Origin of the sequence: Nocardia ignorata NBRC 108230, from assembly GCF_001612905.1 — a bacterium.
Classification (GTDB): Bacteria; Actinomycetota; Actinomycetes; order Mycobacteriales; family Mycobacteriaceae; genus Nocardia; species Nocardia ignorata.
Genome location: NZ_BDBI01000025.1, coordinates 18,292 through 37,157, shown reverse-complemented (window position 1 = coordinate 37,157; position 18,866 = coordinate 18,292). Strand labels below are relative to the sequence as shown.

Annotated in this window: 18 protein-coding genes; 9 read left to right on the top strand and 9 right to left on the bottom strand. The window is 67.3% G+C overall.

Annotation, left to right across the window (positions count from 1 at the left end):
* The first annotated feature begins 50 nt into the window (after positions 1-50).
* The 4 genes from NI2_RS20785 (at position 51) to NI2_RS20775 (ending at position 4,115) form a co-directional block, all read left to right on the top strand.
* Positions 51-1,811, top strand: a complete 1,761-nt coding sequence (locus NI2_RS20785) for an outer membrane protein assembly factor BamB family protein (RefSeq protein ID WP_133733805.1) — start codon at positions 51-53, stop codon at positions 1,809-1,811.
* A gap of 56 nt (positions 1,812-1,867) precedes the next feature.
* On the top strand, positions 1,868-2,035 hold the full coding sequence (locus tag NI2_RS33925; protein WP_157104672.1) for a hypothetical protein: 168 nt from the start codon (positions 1,868-1,870) through the stop codon (positions 2,033-2,035).
* A gap of 72 nt (positions 2,036-2,107) precedes the next feature.
* A complete protein-coding gene (locus NI2_RS20780) occupies positions 2,108-3,199 on the top strand; it encodes an ABC transporter substrate-binding protein (protein WP_084476573.1) in 1,092 nt (363 codons plus the stop codon).
* 67 nt (positions 3,200-3,266) lie between these two features.
* Positions 3,267-4,115 carry a dioxygenase family protein gene (locus tag NI2_RS20775; RefSeq protein ID WP_067493130.1) on the top strand — a complete coding sequence of 283 codons (849 nt, stop codon included), beginning with the start codon at positions 3,267-3,269 and terminating at the stop codon, positions 4,113-4,115.
* A 2-nt stretch (positions 4,116-4,117) separates the two neighbouring features.
* Here NI2_RS20775 and NI2_RS20770 read toward each other — a convergent pair whose 3' ends face one another.
* The 3 genes from NI2_RS20770 to NI2_RS20760 are packed head-to-tail and all read right to left on the bottom strand — an operon-like array spanning position 4,118 to position 7,164.
* Positions 4,118-5,635 carry a tripartite tricarboxylate transporter permease gene (locus NI2_RS20770; protein WP_067493128.1) on the bottom strand — a complete coding sequence of 506 codons (1,518 nt, stop codon included), beginning with the start codon at positions 5,633-5,635 and terminating at the stop codon, positions 4,118-4,120.
* Positions 5,636-6,160, bottom strand: coding sequence for a tripartite tricarboxylate transporter TctB family protein (locus NI2_RS20765; protein WP_067493126.1), 525 nt, complete (start codon positions 6,158-6,160; stop codon positions 5,636-5,638).
* Entirely contained in the window at positions 6,157-7,164 is a 1,008-nt protein-coding gene (locus tag NI2_RS20760; RefSeq protein WP_067493124.1) for a Bug family tripartite tricarboxylate transporter substrate binding protein, read from the bottom strand. The genes NI2_RS20765 and NI2_RS20760 overlap by 4 nt, the downstream gene beginning before the upstream one ends.
* 121 nt (positions 7,165-7,285) lie before the next feature.
* Here NI2_RS20760 and NI2_RS20755 point away from each other — a divergent pair, with 121 nt between their 5' ends.
* Positions 7,286-8,119, top strand: coding sequence for an alpha/beta fold hydrolase (locus tag NI2_RS20755; protein ID WP_133733806.1), 834 nt, complete (start codon positions 7,286-7,288; stop codon positions 8,117-8,119).
* Between the two features lie 88 nt (positions 8,120-8,207).
* On the opposite strand, the gene argS is transcribed toward NI2_RS20755, so the two are convergent.
* Entirely contained in the window at positions 8,208-9,974 is a 1,767-nt protein-coding gene (gene argS / locus NI2_RS20750) for an arginine--tRNA ligase (protein WP_067493120.1), read from the bottom strand.
* A 173-nt stretch (positions 9,975-10,147) separates the two neighbouring features.
* Here argS and NI2_RS20745 point away from each other — a divergent pair, with 173 nt between their 5' ends.
* Positions 10,148-10,543 (top strand): hypothetical protein, encoded by a 396-nt coding sequence (locus tag NI2_RS20745; RefSeq protein WP_067493118.1) that lies wholly within the window; start codon positions 10,148-10,150, stop codon positions 10,541-10,543.
* Position 10,544: 1 nt separating this feature from the next.
* On the opposite strand, the gene nrdF is transcribed toward NI2_RS20745, so the two are convergent.
* Positions 10,545-11,507, bottom strand: coding sequence for a class 1b ribonucleoside-diphosphate reductase subunit beta (gene nrdF / locus NI2_RS20740; RefSeq protein ID WP_067493116.1), 963 nt, complete (start codon positions 11,505-11,507; stop codon positions 10,545-10,547).
* A gap of 372 nt (positions 11,508-11,879) precedes the next feature.
* Between nrdF and NI2_RS20735 the strand changes: the two genes are divergently transcribed.
* Positions 11,880-12,821 (top strand): hypothetical protein, encoded by a 942-nt coding sequence (locus tag NI2_RS20735; protein WP_067493114.1) that lies wholly within the window; start codon positions 11,880-11,882, stop codon positions 12,819-12,821.
* Position 12,822: 1 nt separating this feature from the next.
* On the opposite strand, the gene NI2_RS33195 is transcribed toward NI2_RS20735, so the two are convergent.
* Together NI2_RS33195 and NI2_RS20730 are read right to left on the bottom strand one after the other, a co-directional pair.
* Positions 12,823-12,930 (bottom strand): methionine/alanine import family NSS transporter small subunit, encoded by a 108-nt coding sequence (locus NI2_RS33195; RefSeq protein ID WP_084456630.1) that lies wholly within the window; start codon positions 12,928-12,930, stop codon positions 12,823-12,825.
* Positions 12,930-14,474, bottom strand: coding sequence for a sodium-dependent transporter (locus NI2_RS20730; protein ID WP_067493112.1), 1,545 nt, complete (start codon positions 14,472-14,474; stop codon positions 12,930-12,932). The genes NI2_RS33195 and NI2_RS20730 overlap by 1 nt, the downstream gene beginning before the upstream one ends.
* Positions 14,475-14,715: 241 nt before the next feature.
* On the opposite strand from NI2_RS20730, the gene NI2_RS20725 reads away from it, so the two are divergent.
* A complete protein-coding gene (locus tag NI2_RS20725; RefSeq protein ID WP_067493110.1) occupies positions 14,716-15,681 on the top strand; it encodes a peptidase in 966 nt (321 codons plus the stop codon).
* Positions 15,682-15,684: 3 nt separating this feature from the next.
* On the opposite strand, the gene mgtE is transcribed toward NI2_RS20725, so the two are convergent.
* Together mgtE and NI2_RS20715 are read right to left on the bottom strand one after the other, a co-directional pair.
* Positions 15,685-17,124 (bottom strand): magnesium transporter, encoded by a 1,440-nt coding sequence (gene mgtE, locus NI2_RS20720; RefSeq protein ID WP_243749719.1) that lies wholly within the window; start codon positions 17,122-17,124, stop codon positions 15,685-15,687.
* 290 nt (positions 17,125-17,414) lie between these two features.
* Positions 17,415-18,032 carry a TetR/AcrR family transcriptional regulator gene (locus NI2_RS20715; RefSeq protein WP_067493108.1) on the bottom strand — a complete coding sequence of 206 codons (618 nt, stop codon included), beginning with the start codon at positions 18,030-18,032 and terminating at the stop codon, positions 17,415-17,417.
* Between the two features lie 78 nt (positions 18,033-18,110).
* On the opposite strand from NI2_RS20715, the gene NI2_RS20710 reads away from it, so the two are divergent.
* Entirely contained in the window at positions 18,111-18,797 is a 687-nt protein-coding gene (locus tag NI2_RS20710; RefSeq protein WP_067493107.1) for a DUF899 domain-containing protein, read from the top strand.
* The last annotated feature ends 69 nt before the right edge of the window (positions 18,798-18,866 follow it).

The window sequence follows — 18,866 nt, the reverse complement described above, 5'->3', positions numbered from 1 at the left end:
CGACGCGACGCCCGAGCGGGCGGCAGCGACGAGTTCTTGTGTGGGGGAAGATGTCCGGGGACAAGACGACCGAACGTGCGCGTGTACTGCGGTCGATACCGATACTCGCAGGCCTGGTCGGTGCCGTGCTGCTCGCCGGGGGTGTGGTGCTGGCGCTCTACAGCCAGTTCGTCGCGGCGCCGATTCCGGTGCCGTTCAACGGTCCTTACGCCGAGGCTTCCGATTTCCCCTTCCGCCTCGTCCGGGGAACGCTGATCTTCGCGAGCGCTGCCGCGTTGGTCGGCGGGGTGGTGCTCGTTCTCGGGCGTCGCGGAGACGAACGGGCCGTGAGTGTCGGCGCGGGCGGTGTTCTCGCGATACTTTTCGTACTCGGGTTCGGCCTGCTCTTCGCGGTGACAGCGGACGTCCCGTCGACGTATAGGCGGCTGACCGGCGACTACATCGTGACTCCCCGTGTACCGTCCGCGATCGCCGCGCTGGTGCTCGTGGTCTTGGGCGCGGTGCTGATGTTCGTTTTCGTGGCGAAGCCGACCGGCCAGGTTCCTCGACGGTCGGCGCTCGCGATGGCGGTTGTCGTTGGTGTGGTGCCGGTGCTCGGCGCCGCCGGGGTCACGGCCTCGGTCGGGAACGACAGCGTCTCGATCGATCACGTCACCGCCGCAGCCCGTCCGGAAGCCCCTGCGCCCGCAGCGCTGGGTTCGGAGAAGTACCGGCTCCAGCTCCCGGTCGACCCCGACTTCACCAACCGAATTGTCGTCACCCGCACCGGATTCGTCGTCTCGACTCCAGAGGGGCTGTCACAGTACGACGGCGCTACAGGCGCGGAACGGTGGCACTTCCGGCGCGGCGATGCCCGTTCCGACAAGGTGCGGAACCGACATGCCGAGACGACATACCTACGCGCCGAAGACGTCGTGCTGACCAACTGGCGGAATATCGGGTGGATAGCGTTCGACGCGAACACCGGCGAAAAGCTCTGGACCGGAGAGGATTTCGCCCGCGACAGTCGCTCCGTAGCCGACGGTCACATGCTTGTCACGGTCTCCGAGCGCGGGCAAGTGACCCGATACGACGCCAGGTCCGGCCGCGAAATGTGGACCATCCCAGGCGAATCCGGCCAATGCACCACCAGCCACCGGCGCGTCGTCGCTGCCATGACCGCGATCTACCGTGCCGCGAGCTGTGGTGAAGGGGAGGCCGCGACGGTGGTCGTCACTGCGTTCGATCCGAAATCCGGAGAGCTACGCGACCAGCGCAGCTTTCCCACGCCGCGACTGGAACCGATCTATGGTGTCTCGATTCGTGTGTTCGACAGTGGGTTCGTCTGGGTGCAGGGCCAACGGGCCGAGGTGAACACCGACATCCTCCTGCCACCGGACCAACCGCTGGCAGCGGCCCTCGTGGACTCGAATCGCACGAACAGTAAGGTGCACGCGACGGACCGCACGGCTGCCCTCGTGAGCGCACACGACCCGGACTGGCAACCGATGCCCGGGCGCGGGTGGCCGGAGCGATGGGAAGTTCTGTCGGCGGCCGGCGCCGTGTCGACCGAGCTCGAAATGAGCACGCTCACCAGTTCGGAACAGATGGTCGACGCCGCAACCCTGCTCGCCGACCAGGCAGTCACACTCGCCTGGGATGACGGATTCGCGCTGCGGACCTGGGACCGGTCGACCGGACGCGAAAGTCGAGTGGTGCCCGTCACGATCGAACAGTCCAGGAGTCTGCGGTTCGCCACCACCTCGGGATCCCTGGTGTTGATCGTGACAGATCACCAGGATCGCGACATCGAGATCATCGGCTTCGGCTGACCCATGGACCTCCAACCGCACGGCGTTCGCGCGGTTCGAGGTCTGTCCGCAAGTCGATGCCGGTGATCGCCCGCCGCGACACCACCGGCCGCTGGCTCCTGATCGCCGCCGCACAACACGGCCTCGGGCCGCTCGCCCTGCGCGATCCTGCTACCACTGGACCTGCGCGTGCCCACCAGCTTGCCGCTGATCGCTCGGCGGTGAAGATGTCGACGCACGTGTAGAAGACAAGTCCCCGCACTGATGACCTCGGCCCCCGGCACTAACGCCCACCCCAACCCAGTACCCTCGTGCGCATGCCGGTGAGCGCCCGAGAACGCACCCGATTCCGTCGCACCGCCACGCAGGGTCGTCGTGACCGCTCGCGGGGCGCGCTCGTTGTCGCCGCGTTGCTGTGCGTCGCCGTGGTGAGCGCGGGTTGCGCGGACAAACACGACGACGCGAGCACGATCATCCGCACCACGACCAATATCGCCGGTGCCGGTGTGGTCGGTGCCGACCGCGATACGGCCACTGCGTGCCCGACGCCGAGCGCACCCGACGCGGGTTCGGGTACCCGCTCGGTCACCCATTCGGCCGGGGTCACAGAGGTACCCGCCGACCCGCAGCGCATTGTCGTGCTCACCAGTTCCGCTCTCGACGCGGCGTGCGCGCTCGGCTTGTGGGAGCGGGTCGCGGGCGCGGTGACGCTCGACGGTGAGCGTCCGCAGCCGATGTACCTGGGGTACGGCGTGCTGAAGGTGCCGAGTGTGGGCCCGATCGGCGCGCCCGACCCGGCGCGGATCGCCGAGCTGAAGCCCGACCTCATCCTCGGCGACGTCCCCCCTGCCGCAGGCGGTTACGAGGCGTTGCGCGCGATCGCCCCGACCGTGCTGGTCGGCAGCGGCGGCAGCTGGCAGTCCGATTTCGTCGCCTACGCCGCCGGTATGGGCCGCACCGACGCCGCCGAAAGTGCCCTGCAGTCCTATCTCACCGAAGCCCAGGACGTCGGCACCGCGCTGCACGCGAACCAGTCCCAGGCCTCGGTGCTGCGCTTCACCGCCGACACGATCCAGGTGCAGGGTTCGGAAACCTTTGCCGCCCAGGTCCTTTCGGATGCCGGTGTGCAGCGTCCGCAGGCACAGCGCGGCACCTCGTTCGACATCACCCCCGACGACTTCTCGAACAAGGCCGAGGGCGACATCATCTACGTGATGTTCGACGGCCCCGACGGCGAGGCGCACGGCAAGAAGGTGCTGCGCTCGAAGGAATTCGAGAACCTGGGCGCCGCGACGGATCGCCGCGTGTTCGCGGTGGACGACAAGATCTGGCACACCACCGGCCTCACCGCGGCGCGCGCCGTGCTGACGGATCTGCGCAACAGCCTCAACGGCTACGTCACCGACTGATCGGCACACAGCAAACGTCCAGCGAGTTTCCAGGCCGGGCGCGGTCCGCGCGCCTACCGTCGTCGGCATGGACGAACACGATCTGGGACTCGGTCACGACCTGCGGGTGATGTCGCGGCGGCGAATTCTCGGCGTTCTCGGAGCCGCGGGTGTAGCCGCCGTCGCGGCGGGCTGCGCGGCGGGCGAGGAAACCGGCGCGACCACCACCGAGGCGTCGACGACCACCACGGCCACCCCCGCCGCTGCCCCACAGGAAACCGCGGGTCCCTACCCCGGCGACGGCTCCAACGGACCGAATGTGCTGATCGAATCCGGCGTCGTCCGATCCGATCTGACCACCAGCTTCGGCACGTATTCCGGTGTCGCCCAGGGTATCCCGATGTCACTGACCTTGACATTGCACGACCTTGTGCAGGGCGGGGCCGGTGCGGGGATGGCGGTGTATGTGTGGCATTGCGATCGCGAGGGCCGCTACTCGCTCTACAGCGAGGGCGTCACCGACCAGAACTATCTACGCGGCGTACAGATGGCCGACGATGCGGGCGTCGTCGAATTCACCTCGATCTTCCCCGCCTGCTACGCGGGCCGCTGGCCGCATATCCACTTCGAGGTCTACGACTCGCTCACCACCGCCGTCGCGGGCGAGAACGCCCGCCTCACCTCCCAGATCGCCCTCCCCCAGGACTCCTGCGAGACAGTGTTCGCCGCCGACGCCGGTTACGCGGCCAGCACGAAGAACCTGTCGGCGGTGAGCTTGTCCTCGGACAACGTCTTCGGCGACGGCTGGGATGCCGAACTGGCCACCGTCTCAGGCACTCCCGCCACCTCTATGGCCGTATCGCTCACGATCGGTGTGGGCGAGAAGTCCAGCGCCGGTGGCGGTCCCCTGCCGGGTGGTGGCCGTCCGCCTCGCTGAGGTCATTCCGGCGCGTCGGCGCGCACGCTGCGGCGCAGCTTCAGTTTGTTGAACACACCGATGGCGACGACGCCTGCCAGCAGCACGTACAGCGTGATCGTGATCGGGGTGCTCACCAGCGTCAGCGGATCGTTGTCCGAGTTGTTCATGGCCGCGCGCAACGAGGTCTCGGCCAGCGGCCCGAGGATCACCGCGATGAGCACCGGGGCGATCGGCACGTCGTAGCGGCGCATGGCGAAACCGATCGCGCCGAGCACCAGCATGAACACGACGTCGACGATCGATGCCGCCGCGGCGTACACACCGAAACACGCGAACACCGCGATCCCCGCGTACAGGTATTCGCGCGGGATCTTCAGCAGATTCGCCCAGAGCCGGGCGAAGGGCATGTTCAGGATCAGCAGCACGACCATGCCGATGAACAGGCTCGCCATCAGCGCCCACACCAGGTCGCCGTTGCGGCTGAAAAGCAATGGGCCAGGCTGCATTCCGTACTGCTGGAACGCGGCGAGCAGCATCGCGGCCGTCGCCGAGGTCGGCAGGCCGAGCGCGAGCAGCGCACCCATCGCGGTGCCCGCGGTGGCGTTGCCCGCCGCTTCCGGTGCGGCCACACCGCGGATCGCGCCTGTGCCGAACTTCGGCTTGCGGCTGCGGCGGTCCAATCGTTGCTCGGCACCGTAGGCGAGGAAGGTCGGCACCTCCGCGCCGCCTGCGGGAATCACACCGAACGGCACACCCAAGGCCGTGCCACGGGCCATGGCGGGCACCATTTCCCGGAACTCCGAGCGCGTCAGGTAGGGCCGTCCCTGCGGGGCGATGAGCGTGCGGTCGTCGGGTCGCCCGATCCGGGACGCGACGTACAGAACTTCACCGATGGCGAGCATGGACACCGTGATCACCACGACGCTCACCCCGTCGAACAGTTCCACACTGCCGAAGGTGAACCGCTGCGCACCGCTCACCTGATCGGTGCCGATCACAGACAGCGCCAAGCCGATGAGCAGCGCGGCAACGCCTTTGAGGACCGAATCCGACACCACCACCGAGATCGCGACGAACGCGAAGACCGCCAGCGCGAAATACTCTCCCGGCCCGAACCTGGTCGCCAGATTCGCCAGGTGCGGTGCGAAGAACACCACGAGGACGGTCGCGATCAGCCCGCCGAAGAACGCTCCGACCGCCGCGGCCGCCAACGCCTGTGGGGCGCGGCCGTTGAGCGCCATCCGGTGGCCCTCGATGGATGTCGCTATCGCGGTGGAGTTGCCGGGTGTGTTCATCAGGATGCCGGAGATCGAGTCACCGAACAGGCCACCGAAGTAGATGGCGGCCATCATCACCAGCGCGGCCAGCGGGTCGAGCGTGAACGTCACCGGCAGCAACAGCGCCACCGCCATCGCCGAACCGAGCCCGGGCAGCACGCCGACAGCGGTGCCGATCACGCAGCCGAGCACTACGTAGAGCAGATTGACCGGGGTCAGGACACTGCCGAAACCCTCCAGGAGATTCGCGATCTCGTTCATCTAGAACAGTCCCATCACGCCGGGCGGCAAGCTGATACCGAGCAGACCGCCGAAAACCAACTGGATGGTCGAGGACAGGGCAAGGCCGACAAGGATATTGAGCCCGTACCGCCTGCTGCCGAGGCCGATGGTGACACCCCAGAACGTCACCGCCCCCGCGATGATCCACCCGGCCGGCAGGAGCAGCACCGCGAACATGACCAGCGACGCGAAGGTGATCCCGGTGCCACGCCAATTGCTGGACAGACCGATGATCGGGCGGCCGTTCTCGTCGAGCGGGACCTCCGGCCTGCGGATCACGCTCACCGCCAACAGCACCGCGAACACCAGGCACAGCACCGCGGCCAGCAGCGGCACCGTTTTCGGGCCGAACAGTTCGCTCTCGTCCGCCACTTCCATGTCGGCGATACCGGCGAACAGGAACGCCGCCAGCGCGACGAGCAGCAGCGGCATGATGAGCGCGCTCCAGCCGGGCCGCCACCACGAGCGTGACACCGACGCCGGTCCGGGTTCGGTGGTACTCACGACAGCCCCAGGTCTTCGACGATCTCGGTGATCCGCGTCTGTTCCTCGGCGAGGAACTGGCGAAACGCCTCGCCTGCCAGGAACGTCTCCTGCCACCGGTTGCGGGCGACGGCGTCGCGCCAGCTCTCGGTGCGGGTCATCTCGGTGACGATGTCGATCAGCTCCTTCTGCTCCTGCTCGCTCAACCCCGGTGGGGCCACGAACCCGCGCCAGTTCACGAGGTCCACCTGTGGGTAGCCGGCCTCGGCCATGGTCGGGGTCGCCTCGAGTCCGGGCAGCCGGCCGGGCGCGACCACGGCCAGCGGTCGCAACCTGCCGTCCTCGATCAGGTCGCGGAAGTCGTTGAAACCGCTGATCCCGATGCCAGGGGTGCCCGGTGCGGTCGAGAGCAGGTTGATCGTGAGTTCACCGCCACCGGCGTAGGCGGCGTAGCGCACCTGAGCGGCGGGGATGCCTGCGGCCTCGGCCAGCTGGGCGGCGAGCATGTGGTCGATCCCGCCCGCCGATCCGCCGCCGACCGGTGTGGTGGCCGGGTTGGTTCGCCAGTCGCGGATCAGGTCGTCGAGGGTGCGATAAGGCGAGTCGGCGGGGACGACGATCACTTCGAAGTCCTCGGCGAGCCGGGCGATCGGCGTCATATCGGCGAGCTCCACGGGCGAGCCGTTGCGCGCGATGCCACCCATCATCACGGTGCCCGTGACCATGATCGTCGTCGCCACCCCGGTCTGCGTGGACAACTGACCGAGCCCGATCGTGCCGCCCGCGCCGGGCACGTTCACCACCTGCACGTTGTTGACGATCCCGTCGCCGCGCAGCGCCTGCTGGGCTTCGCGGGCCACCAGGTCCCAGCCACCGCCCGCGGCGGCGGGCGCGATGACCGTCAGCTTGGCCCGCGCATCGGCACCGTGGCCCGACCGATTGGCATCCAGCCCCGCCGCGACCACCAGGACCACGACTCCGAGGACACCGAGGATCCAGCGAACTGAGCGGGGAACACGGTGCATCGGGGTCCTCTCACCAAACGTCTGCCGAAAGTTTGCCCGAGCCGGGTCTGCGCTGTGGACAGAACGCACAACAATTCGCCGACGGATCCGGCCGCGCGTCCCCGCGGTTACCCTCGTGCTCATGCCCGTGCAGCGCGACAGTTCCGTCATCCATTTCACCGACACCGGCAGCGGCGAGCCGATCGTGCTGTCGCACGGATTCCTCATGGACGCAACGATGTTCGACCGCACCACCGCGCGGCTCACCGCGGCGGGACTGCGGGTGATCGCCGTCGACGCGCGCGGTTTCGGCGAGACCGTCAGCGACCCCGACGAACCGTTCACCTACTGGGACCTGGCCGACGACATCGCCTCGGTACTCGACCATCTGGACATCACGGGCCCCGTCGTCCTCGGCGGCATGAGCCAGGGCGGCTACACGGCCCTGCGTTTCGCCCTGCGCTACCCCGACCGAACCAGAGCTCTGGTCCTCGCCTCGACCACAGCCCGCGCCAACACTGTCGAGGAATCCGCTCAGTACCGCGCCATGGCCACCGCCTGGACCGACCCCGTCATCCCCCTCGAACCCCAAGCCCGCGCCCTCGCACCCCTGCTCATCGGCGGCACCGACGCCGACCAGGAACACTGGATCCGCCGCTGGCTCACCGACCCCGACCGCCCCCACACCTCAGCGGCCTGGACGAACCTCGCCACCCGCGACGAAATCACCCCCCGCCTCCCCGAGATCCCCTGCCCCGCCCTGGTCCTGCGCGGCCACGCCGACCAAGCAGGCGGCACCGCCGACGACGCCAGCGCCCTAGCCGCATCTCTCCCCGGCACCCAGGGCCTTTCCACCGTCATCGCGGGCCCCACCGCAGGCCACGCAGTGTGGTGGACCCACCCCCAACCCGTATCCACGGCCATCACCACCTTCGTCGACCGAGTGCGTCGCGCCGAACAGGTATCTTCCGGATAGCGAGTTCTTCGATCAGGGGCGAAGCGCAGGCCCAGCAACGGCAATCGGCCGGACGCACCACTGCTTCGGAATACGTCCGGCCGATACCTCACATTCGTTGTGGTGCAGCGATTCCCAACTGTCCCAGGCCCAGTTCGAGGGTGCGAGCGGTGAGCCGGCACAGGGCGATCCGGTTGGAACGAATCGGTTCGTCGGCTGTGAGGACGGGGCACGAGTCGTAGAACGCTGTGTACGCGCGGGCCAGATCGTAGAGATAGCCGGCCAACCTGTGCGGTTCCAGCGTCTCGGCGACTTCGTCGAGCACGGACCCGTATCCGTCGAGAACCAGGACGAGTTCACGTTCAGCCGGTTCGACCGGGACACTGATGTCGACCGTGGACCGAACTCCCGCGCCGGCCTTGCGGAGGATCGAACAGACCCGCGCGTGCGCATACTGCAGGTAGACGCCCGTGTTGCCGTTCAGCGAGGTCATCCGGACCGCGTCGAAGGTGTAGTCCTTGACCCTGGAGGTCGACAGGTCGGCGTACTTCACCGCGCCGATTCCAGCCTGCTCGGCAATGGTGTCCAGTTCAGCAGGCGACAAATCCGGATTCTTCTCCGCGACCACCGCTCGAACACGCGCGACGGCTTCGTCCAGCAGATCCATCAACCGAACCGTGCCGCCTGCCCGGGTTTTGAACGGTTTACCGTCGGGTCCGAGGATGGTTCCGTAGGCGACGTGATCGACCTGGATAGCGTCGGTGAGCCAGCCGACTCGCCGCGCTGCCTCGAAAATCAGCTGGAAATGCAGAGATTGGCGGGAGTCGGTGACGTAGAGCAACCGGTCGGCGTGCAGGGTGGCGATCCGGTACCGGATGGTCGCGAGGTCGGTGCTGTCGTAGCCGTAGCCACCGTCGCGCTTGCGGGCCATCAGGACGGCGGGCTTGTCGTCGGGGCCGTTGACCTGCTCGGACAGGACAACGATCGCGCCCTCGCTGTCGACGGCCACGCCCTTGTCGACCAGTTCGGTCACCGTATCGACCAGCTGATCGTTGTAGAACGATTCGCCGGCGTAGTCGTCGGGCGTGAGCAGGACGCCGAGTCGGTCGTAGATCGCGCCGAACGCCTTCTCCGACTCCGCCACGATCTCGCGCCAGCGGGCGACGGTGTCGGGATCGCCTGCCTGCAAGGCGACCACACGATTTCTGGCCCTGTCCGCGAAGCCCGAATCGGCGTCGAACTGTGCGCGAGCAGCTTTGTAGAGGCTGTCCAGAGCGGATACCGAACTCGTCTCGTCGTCGAGTTCGTCAGTGTGCCAAGGTGACTCGGGATGCTCGTCGATGTACTGGATGAGCATCCCGAACTGGGTGCCCCAGTCACCCAAGTGATTGGCACGGATCACGTCGGCACCAAGGAATCCGAAGACCCTGGCGAGGCTGTCGCCGATGATGGTGGTGCGCAGGTGCCCCACGTGCATCTCTTTTGCCACGTTCGGGGCCGAGTAGTCGATAACCACCCGACGCCCGTCCTCTGTAGTCGGAATGCCGAGCCGTTCATCCGCTACACGCTCCGCGACAGCCGTCCACACCGCGGAGTCCGACAGGTTGATGTTCAAGAAACCCGGTCCCGACACCTGCACGTCAGCGATCACCCCGTCGGTGCGATCGATGCCGGCGGCGATGTCGGCACCGAGCTGAGCCGGTGACATCCCGACCCGCTTCGCAAGCGGTAACGCGGCATTGGACTGGTAATCGGCGCGGTCGGATCGTCGCACTACCGGGTCCGCATCCGCCGTTTCCGGGCGGACTCGGGCGATCGCCTCCGACACAGCGGTAGCGACACGTCCGAGCAGCGGTACAACACCGGCAGAGCTCACCTTCGGTTCCTTTCGAGATGGGATGGTGACGTTATTGTCGCAGGCTCCGCACGCCGGCCGACCAGGGCTGACCAGATCGCTCGTTGACCCTCGGTAGGTAAACCCGCAGGTACAGACACAATTGCTACGATCGAACCGCTGATCCATGACCCGCGAGCGTCAAGGAGAGATCTATGTCGAAGCGTGAGGTTCCGCCCGAATCCGACAATGCCGCCGATGTCGATATGCCGTGGGCGCCGCGGGATCATGAGTGGACCGGGCATCGGGCCGAGCACGATGCCCTGGAGTGGGCTAAGGGTGATCCGAAGAAGCTCGCCGGCATCTATCTGTATCGCGATCCGGAGGGGGATCCGGCGCTCGAGAAGGATTACAAGTTTCCGGTTGCCGACATCATCGACGGGAAGCCGACCAGGGTGTTCCGGGCGGTCGCGAATGCGGCGGCGCGGCTGGATCAGGCCGATATCTCCGGCGCCGACCGCGACAAGGTGAAGCAGCGCATCAGCGAGCTCTACCGCGACGCGGCCGACGCCTTCGACGATCCGGAACTGCGGGCACCGTGGGATCGGTGAACTAGAACTCCCAGTCCTCGTCCTCGGTGTTGACGGCCTTGCCGATGACGTAGCTGGAACCCGAACCGGAGAAGAAGTCGTGGTTCTCGTCGGCGTTGGGTGACAGCGCCGACAGGATCGCCGGGTTCACCTCGCACTCGTCCTTGGGGAACAGGCCCTCGTAGCCGAGGTTCATCAGCGCCTTGTTGGCGTTGTAGCGCAGGAACTTCTTGACGTCCTCGGTGAGGCCGACCTCGTCGTAGAGGTCCTGGGTGTAGTCGACCTCGTTGTCGTAGAGCTCGAAGAGCAGCTCGAAGGTGTAGTTCTTGAGCTCGTCGCGCTCGGCCTGGGAGACCAGCTCGAGGCCCTTCTGGTACTTGTAGCCGATGTAGTACCCGTGCACCGCCTCGTCGCGGATGATCAGGCGGATCATGTCGGCGGTGTTGGTGAGCTTGGCCCGCGAGGACCAGTGCATCGGCAGGTAGAAGCCGGAGTAGAACAGGAAGCTCTCCAGCAGCGTGGAGGCGACCTTGCGCTTGAGCGGGTCGTCGCCGTTGTAGTACGACAGGACGATCTCGGCCTTGCGCTGCAGGTTGCGGTTCTCCTCCGACCAGCGGAACGCCTCGTCGATCTCCTTGGTGGAGCACAGGGTGGAGAAGATGGAGCTGTAGCTCTTGGCGTGCACCGACTCCATGAACGCGATGTTGGTGTACACCGCCTCCTCGTGCGGGGTGAGCGCGTCGGGGATCAGCGAGACCGCGCCGACGGTGCCCTGGATGGTGTCGAGCAGCGTCAGGCCGGTGAAGACCCGCATGGTGAGCTGCTTCTCCTCGGTGGTCAGCGTGTTCCAGGAGGGGATGTCGTTGGACACCGGCACCTTCTCCGGCAGCCAGAAGTTGCCGGTGAGCCGGTCCCAGACCTCGGCATCCTTCTCATCGGGTACCCGATTCCAGTTGATGGCCGACACCCGATCGATGAGCTTCATTCCGCCTCCACACCTTTCCGCCAGACCTGTGACCCGCACCCGCCGCCGTGTGCGAGGCCGTTCCCCACGAACACTACTCGTAGTGGGTGACAACCTCGCGGAGCACAACAGCTTGTGTTGCGATGCGGGCGATCCGACCTCACCGGCCGACCATCCGCACCACACACGCGGCCCCCATTGTGCGTCACGCGCCCGCGCGGACCACCATCGCATCGCCCGCGTTTTCCTCACACGCACCGACCACCCCGCCCCGTCGGTGAGTACCACCACCCGCCGCCCGATCCGGAACCACCCCGTCGACCCACGATCACCGTGCGGGAAGATCGTCGGGAGAGAGTGAATCGATCCGAAGGGACATCGACTGTGCGACGGATGTTTCTGTTGACCCTCGCCGCGGTGACCTCGGTCGCATGCGGTCCCGGCCCCGCGCCGGATGCGATGCCCAGCGACGGATTCTGGTCCAGGGCAGCGGTTTCCGACGAGGAGAAGGTGACCGTCCTGCGCAAGGTACGCGCGATCGACGTGTGCGCCCTGCTGCCGCGCGCCTCGCTCGAGCCGTTCGGAACGGTGAGCACGGTCGAGGACGTCCGCCCGGATCAGTGCCGCGCCGCCATCGCCGTCGATGGTCATCTCACCGGTATCGACGCCACCTGGAGTACAGGGGTGATGTTCTCCGGTGAACCCGCGATGGACGGACCGGTGCGCGAGGAGTCGATGGGCGATGTGCGCGTGTTGTTCGACGACGAGCCCGCTACGTCGTCGGATCCGCAGTCGCGGGCGGCGTGTCAGGCGTGGGCGCTGTTCGTGTCGGGCGCCGATCTGTCGCTGAGTGTCCGCGCGCCGGGCGACGCGTGTGCGACCGCCGCCGACCTGTTGCGGATCGCGCTGGTCGAGTTCCGCGAGGAGCCGCCGCACGGCACCTCACCCGATACGGATCGCACGGTGGTGACCGGCGCCGACCCGTGTGCCGTTGCCCCGCTGCTCGGTTCGCTCGTCCCCGTGCGCGATCAGCGGCTCACCACCTGCAAACTCACCGTCGACGGCCACGAGGCGATCGTGACCTACGACTACGGCTCCGAACGCTCCGTCACCGATGACACCCCCGCCTTCACGGTCGGCGGGCGCCAGGTGTTCCGCTTCGAACCGGGCACCGCGACATCGTCCATCATCTCCCTGACCGCCATCGTCGGCCGGGCTCTGACTCCCGGCCCGACCGACGCCCTGCTCGGCCCCCGCGTGCCGAAGGTGTCGGTCACCGCCGACTCGTCCGTCGCGGAGAAGGTCATGCGCGAGGCACTGCCGCTGCTGCCGTGAGCTACTCCGTGTCCTCCGGGAAACGGCGCAGAGCGATGACGGAGGCGAGCAGCCCACCCCACACCACCACGATCGAAATGATCAGCATTGTGATCGCACCAGCCGACATCAGGACTTCGCCTCCTCGGTCACCGGCGCCGCGACGACGCCGTCCTCGTCTTCCGGTACACCGGGATCGCGCCATGGCAGCAGAGCCATGACCACGCCGAGCACGATGGCCACACCGGCCACGCCCCAGCCCGCGATCAGCACGTACTCGGTCGTGTATCCGCCGTAGGTCTCACCGAATTCCTGGCGCAGGCTGTCGACCATCATCCACACCAGCGCCACCGGCGTCACCACACCGAGCAGCACCATCCACACGCGGCCGACCTTCAGGTTGGACACCGTGTCGGTGTGTTCGCGCAGTACACCGAGTTTGCGCAGCGCCCAGGCGACCACGATCACCGCCACGAACGCGGCCAGCACGATGCCGTACTGGTTGATGAAGTGGTCGGCCACGTCGAGCAGGTACAGACCGTTGCGAGTCGGGAACAAGGCGATCGAGACAGCGGCGGTGAGGCCGCCGACGATCAGCACCGCGGGCACCCGGGCGAGCCCGGTCCGGTCCTGCACCGCCGAGACGATCACCTGGACGATGCTGATCAGCGAGGTGAGCCCGGCGAGAACCAGGCAGGTGAAGAACAGGATGCCGAACCACGCCGCGCCCGAGGACAATTCGGAGATGATCGTCGGGAACGCGACGAAGGCCAGACCCGGACCGCTCGTGGCGGCCTCGCTCACCGCGACACCGGTCTGGTGCGCCATGAAACCGAGAGTGGCGAAGACACCGATACCGGCCAGGATCTCGAAGGAACTGTTCGCGAACCCGGCGACCAGCGCGGACCCACCGAGGTCGGCCTTGCGCCGCAGGTACGAGGCGTAGGTGACCATGATGCCGAAGCCGACCGACAGGGAGAAGAAGATCTGTCCGTAGGCAGCGACCCACACCTTGCCGTCGGTGATGCTCGACCAATCCGGGGAGAAGAACGCGTTGAGCCCCTCGGCCGCGCCGGGCAGAAACAGCGCGCGCACGACCAGGATCAGGAAGAGAACCACGAGCAGCGGGATGAAGATCTTGCTCGCGACCTCGATGCCGCGGCGGATACCGAGGGCGAGGACGACCAGCGTCACCACCCACACCGCGATCAGCGGCCACAGCACGCCCGGAACGAACGGGGCGGCGAAGCCCGGCTGCTCGGCGACGTGCAGGAAGTCGTTGGAGAAGAACTTCTCGGGGTCGTCACCCCACTGCTGGCCGACGGAGAAGCCGACGTAGCGAATGGCCCAGGCGATGATCACCGCGTAGTAGACGGAGATCACGAAACAGATCGCCACCTGCCACCAGCCGATGGGTTCGGCCGCACGCGCCATCCGACGGAACGCCAGCGGCGGCGACCCACGAAACTTGTGACCGATGGTGTACTCGAAGATCAGCAGCGGGATACCTGCCGAGAGCAGGGCGACGAGGTAGGGCAGAAGAAAGGCCCCGCCGCCGTTCTCGTAGGCGATATAGGGGAATCGCCAGATATTGCCCAGCCCGACCGCCGAGCCGATCGCCGCGAGCAGGAATCCTGCCCGTGTACCCCATTGTTCCCGGGGGCGTGCTGTCATCGCACTACTCCATCTACTCGCGACGTGTGGTCTCGGTTGCGCGAAAGGACCTTAGTGTAGGGGCGCCCGGCTCTTCCCGGCCGGGGATCCGATGTCGCCCCGGTGACGATCCGGCGGAGATCGCGATGCGGCGACAAGGCGGCATCGGTCCAGTTCCGGTGTTTGCGAGTGGATTGCTCGCACGGGCACACTCGGGTTCGGGTCCGACATCGGACCGGGTCACCGACGACAGGGGTTGCCGATGGTGCGCACGATAGCGTTCGCCGTGGCATTACTCGTTTGCGTCGGCTGTGGTGACCACGAGAGCGACCCGTCCGCGACCGCGCCGCCACCGCCGGTGGTCCCGGCGCCGCCACCGGAGTTCTGGTCGCAGGTGCCGCGTGACCGAGCCGAACGCGAGAAGGTCGCCCAGGCGACCCGGCAGGTGGATGTGTGCGCGATCTTGCCGCGCGAGGCGCTCGAACCGCTGGGTTCGGTCGAGAGCGTCACCGTCGGCCTGGATTCGTGCCGGGCGGTCCTGCACAGCGATTCCCCTGGCGAAGGCACCACCCTGACCTGGCACGCGACACTGCTGCCCGGCCTGACCGCGGGCGGACGAGGCAGGACCAGCCAGATCGGCGATGTGACCGTCCGCCTCGTTCCCGACCGAGACGCCGGTGAGCCCCGATCCTGCGGCGTCACCGCGCATTTCCCGGCGGGGGCGGCGTTCTACCTCGGCCTGTCCTCGCGCCCGGGGACCAACCCGTGCACCGTCGCCGACGCGCTGGTGCCGGGGATGGTGCAGCGGTGGCGTGAGTCACCGGCGCAGGGCACCTCCCCCGACACCGTGCCGACGGTGCTGCTCGGCGCCGACCCGTGCGCGGTACGCACGAAACTCGTCGGCACGGTGCACGACGACGAGCAGCGACTCACCCAGTGCCTGTTCGGTTACCGGGGACAACGGATCACGGTCGGCTACGAGTACCGGGTGCCGGAATACCTGGCGGCCAACAGCACCGAAGAGCACATCGACGGGCGGACCGTGCACCGTTCGGTCTCGGTGTACGACAGCTCGATTCCTATCTACACCGCCGCCGTCGGACCTGAATTGCCACCTGAATCAACGATTTTCGGACGGCGGATCCCCATCGTCGAGGTGGTCGCCGCCACCGACGATGTCGCGAGGGACGTGATGGCGGCGGCCCTCACCCTGTTTCCACCCCGCTGAAACTCAGATGCCGAGAACGAGTTTCGCGGTGGTGAAGTAGATGATCAGGCCGGTGGCGTCGACGAGTGTCGTCACCATCGGCGCCGATACGACGGCCGGGTCGATGCGGAACTTCTTGGCCAGCAACGGCATCGTGCCGCCGATGGTCGCGGCCCAACCGCAGATGAGCACCAGCGTGACAGCCACGACGATGGCGATCTTGGGGCCGACGAACACGGTGCCGATCAACAGGCCCGCCGCGGCCAGCATGCTTCCGAGCACCAGGCCGACCCGGCATTCGCGCCAGATCACCTTGAACAGATCAGACACCCGCACCTCGCCGACGGCCAGCGCACGCACACACGCCGTGGCCGCCTGCGCGCCCGCGTTGCCGCCCGCCCCGATGAGCAGCGGAATGAACAGCGCCAGGCTGGCCGCCTGCTCGAGGGTGGTGGCGAAGATGTCGGTGACGCTCACCGTGAGCGTGGCCGCGAACAGCAGCAGCATCAGCCACAGTGCCCGGTAGCGCGCCAGCTGGAACACCTTGGCGGCCATGTAATGGCCTTCCCACGGCGCCGAACCGGCCTGCTTGGCCACGTCCTCGCTGTCGGCGGCCTCGAGCACCTCCATCGCGTCGTCGATGGTGAGCAGTCCGACCACCCGGTCCTCGCTGTCGACGACGACCAGGTTGATCTCGTTGGTCGAACTCATCAACCGCGCCGCCTTCTCGGCGGAATCGGTGGCACGCACGAACGGCGGTTCGGTGACAACCAGTTCCGACACCATCGCCTCGGGCGCGTGCAGCACCAGCTCGCGCAGTTCCACGATGCCGGTGAGCCTGCGCCCCCGGTCGACCACGGGCAGGGTGTACACCGTTTCGGCGTTGGCGCCCTTGGCACGCACCAAGGCCAGCGCCTGGGCGACGGTCAGATTGCCCGGCAGCGCAACGACTTCCGGCGTCATGTAGTGACCGACCGACCCCTCCGGGTAGCCGAGCAGGGCGGCGGTCATCCGGCGCTCGCGAGGACTCAGCCCCTCGAGCACCTTCTTGGCGACCTTGGCGGGCGCCTCGTGCAGCATGCGGGCGCGGTCGTCGGGGTCCATCGCCTCGACCAGATCGCGAAAACTCTTCTCGCGCAGGCCCTGCAGGATCTGCTGCTGGTCGACCGGCTCGAGTTCCTCGAAAACCGTGATGGCGCGGTCCTTGTCGAGCAGCCGGAACACCACCCCGGCCTGCACGGCGTCCATGCGGGCCAGCGCATCGGCGATGACGTGCGGCGGTCGGTTGTCGAGCCAGTCCATCGCGCTGTTCACGCGGTGGGTCTCGACGATGTCGCGCACCGACTCCGACAGGATCGCCAAGGCCTCGGTCACCGAATGATCTTCGGCCACAATAGGATTCGGCTCGTGCGCGACGGCTTCGACAGGTACGTGACGTGCTTCGACGAGATCGATCTGTGACATGGGACAGTCCTCGGGCGCGACAACGCGCATGCCTACGGCAGAGGTAGGTACATGCGCCGAGATGGTTTCGGGAGACGGCGAGGATTACCGCGGGCGTCCGCCACCACGACCATCACGCACCACCGTCAGGAGAGCCGGCCGGTTTCAGTGCGAGAGCGAAGGGGCGACGCCGCGCGGCCTTCGACTAGGGGGTTCGCTGCGCATGGCAACACCACCTCCTCGTCGTCACCGCGGGCCCTGTGCCCACACTTCTCCCCGAAGGATACATGCGAGGACTGGTCGTTTCATCTTTACGCTGTCGTACCACTGGTCACAGTGGCCTCTGTCACACCATGGGCGGGCAATCCCGCGATGACGGTGTCGACCGCCTGTTCGGCGAACTGCCAGACCTTCGCGCCGTCCACGTGGCGCAGCGGTCCACGCAAGGCCAGTTCGGCAAAGCCGTGCACCGTCGACCAGCAGCTCCACGTGGCGGCCTCGCGCGCCGACGGGGTGAGGTCGCCGATATGGACCATCATGTCGAGCGCCTCGGCGAGGGCCAGGTAGGCGGGCGAGTCGGCGATCGCGGCGGGCGAGGTGTCTCCCGCGCCGAAGAACGCGACGGCGAACCAGCCCGGTTCGGCGAGCGCGAACGCGATGTAGCCGAGACCGACGGCGCGCAGGCTTTCCCGCGGCCCGGCGGGTACGCGGTCGGTCGCCATGCGCGCCGCCATGTCGGCCTGGATCGCCGACGACACCGCGTCGAGCAGCGCCTTGCGGTCGGGAAAGTGCCGGTAGGCGGCATTTGGCGTGACCCCGACGCGACGGGTGACTTCCCGGATGGTCAGCGCGTCGGGCCCACCGGACCTGGTGAGTTCCAAGCCCGCCGCGAGCAGCGCGGCCGCGAGATCGCCGTGGTGATACGCCAACCCTTGTACACCCCTTCCGCGAAGTATATGGTGTGAACATATCAAATGTGCACGCCGTACACATCGGAGGCCGTACCCATGACCGCACTCCCGAACGTCGTCGACCACGACACCTGGCAAGCCGAACTCGACGCCCTTCGCGTCCGCGAGAAGGCCGCCACCCGCGAACTCGACGCCATCGCCGCCCAGCGACGCAGGCTGCCCGCCGTCCGCCTGCCCGATTACACGCTCGAAGCCGAAGACGGCAGCGATGTTTCGCTCGCCGAGGTGTTCGACGGGCGCACCCAGCTCATCACCTACCACCACATGTGGACGCCGGGGAACACCTGGCAGTGCCCCGGCTGCACCGGGCTCACCTCCCAGTACGCGCGGCTCGATTTCCTCGACGCCTACGACGCGCGGTTCGTCATCGTCACCCAGGGCCCCATCGACGAGGTGCTCGCCTACAAGCGCCGCGTCGGCAACACCATGACCTGGTATTCCACCGCCGACAGCCCCTTCGGCGCCGATATGGGCGCGGGCCCCGGGGCGGGCTTCGCGGTGAACACCTTCCTGCGCGACGGCGACACCGTCTACCGCAGCTGGCACACCGACGGTCGCGGCACCGAACAGCTCGCCTACACCTTCGGCCTGATCGACGCCCTCCCCTACGGACGCCAGGAGGAGTGGCAGGACAGCCCCGAAGGCTGGCCGCAGTCACCCACCTACAGCCGGTGGCCCAGCTCCAAGGACATCGCCGCCTCCTACGGCGACCCGAACGCCTGAGCGGACGGTCGCGGGCGAAAACCGCCGGTCGGGGATTCGGCGCGGCGCGCGCACAATAGTTGCCGGAGT

Bases quoted from the DNA above. Each gene is read 5' to 3' on its own strand.
- NI2_RS20780 (WP_084476573.1), top strand. From the start codon at position 2,108: ATGCCGGTGAGCGCCCGAGAACGCACCCGATTCCGTCGCACCGCCACG.
- NI2_RS33925 (WP_157104672.1), top strand. From the start codon at position 1,868: ATGCCGGTGATCGCCCGCCGCGACACCACCGGCCGCTGGCTCCTGATC.
- NI2_RS20710 (WP_067493107.1), top strand. From the start codon at position 18,111: ATGACCGCACTCCCGAACGTCGTCGACCACGACACCTGGCAAGCCGAA.
- NI2_RS20785 (WP_133733805.1), top strand. From the start codon at position 51: ATGTCCGGGGACAAGACGACCGAACGTGCGCGTGTACTGCGGTCGATA.
- NI2_RS20735 (WP_067493114.1), top strand. From the start codon at position 11,880: ATGTTTCTGTTGACCCTCGCCGCGGTGACCTCGGTCGCATGCGGTCCC.
- NI2_RS20775 (WP_067493130.1), top strand. From the start codon at position 3,267: ATGGACGAACACGATCTGGGACTCGGTCACGACCTGCGGGTGATGTCG.
- mgtE (WP_243749719.1), bottom strand. From the start codon at position 17,124: ATGTCACAGATCGATCTCGTCGAAGCACGTCACGTACCTGTCGAAGCC.
- NI2_RS20760 (WP_067493124.1), bottom strand. From the start codon at position 7,164: ATGCACCGTGTTCCCCGCTCAGTTCGCTGGATCCTCGGTGTCCTCGGA.
- nrdF (WP_067493116.1), bottom strand. From the start codon at position 11,507: ATGAAGCTCATCGATCGGGTGTCGGCCATCAACTGGAATCGGGTACCC.
- NI2_RS33195 (WP_084456630.1), bottom strand. From the start codon at position 12,930: ATGTCGGCTGGTGCGATCACAATGCTGATCATTTCGATCGTGGTGGTG.
- NI2_RS20745 (WP_067493118.1), top strand. From the start codon at position 10,148: ATGTCGAAGCGTGAGGTTCCGCCCGAATCCGACAATGCCGCCGATGTC.
- NI2_RS20770 (WP_067493128.1), bottom strand. From the start codon at position 5,635: ATGAACGAGATCGCGAATCTCCTGGAGGGTTTCGGCAGTGTCCTGACC.
- NI2_RS20730 (WP_067493112.1), bottom strand. From the start codon at position 14,474: ATGACAGCACGCCCCCGGGAACAATGGGGTACACGGGCAGGATTCCTG.
- NI2_RS20755 (WP_133733806.1), top strand. From the start codon at position 7,286: ATGCCCGTGCAGCGCGACAGTTCCGTCATCCATTTCACCGACACCGGC.
- NI2_RS20725 (WP_067493110.1), top strand. From the start codon at position 14,716: ATGGTGCGCACGATAGCGTTCGCCGTGGCATTACTCGTTTGCGTCGGC.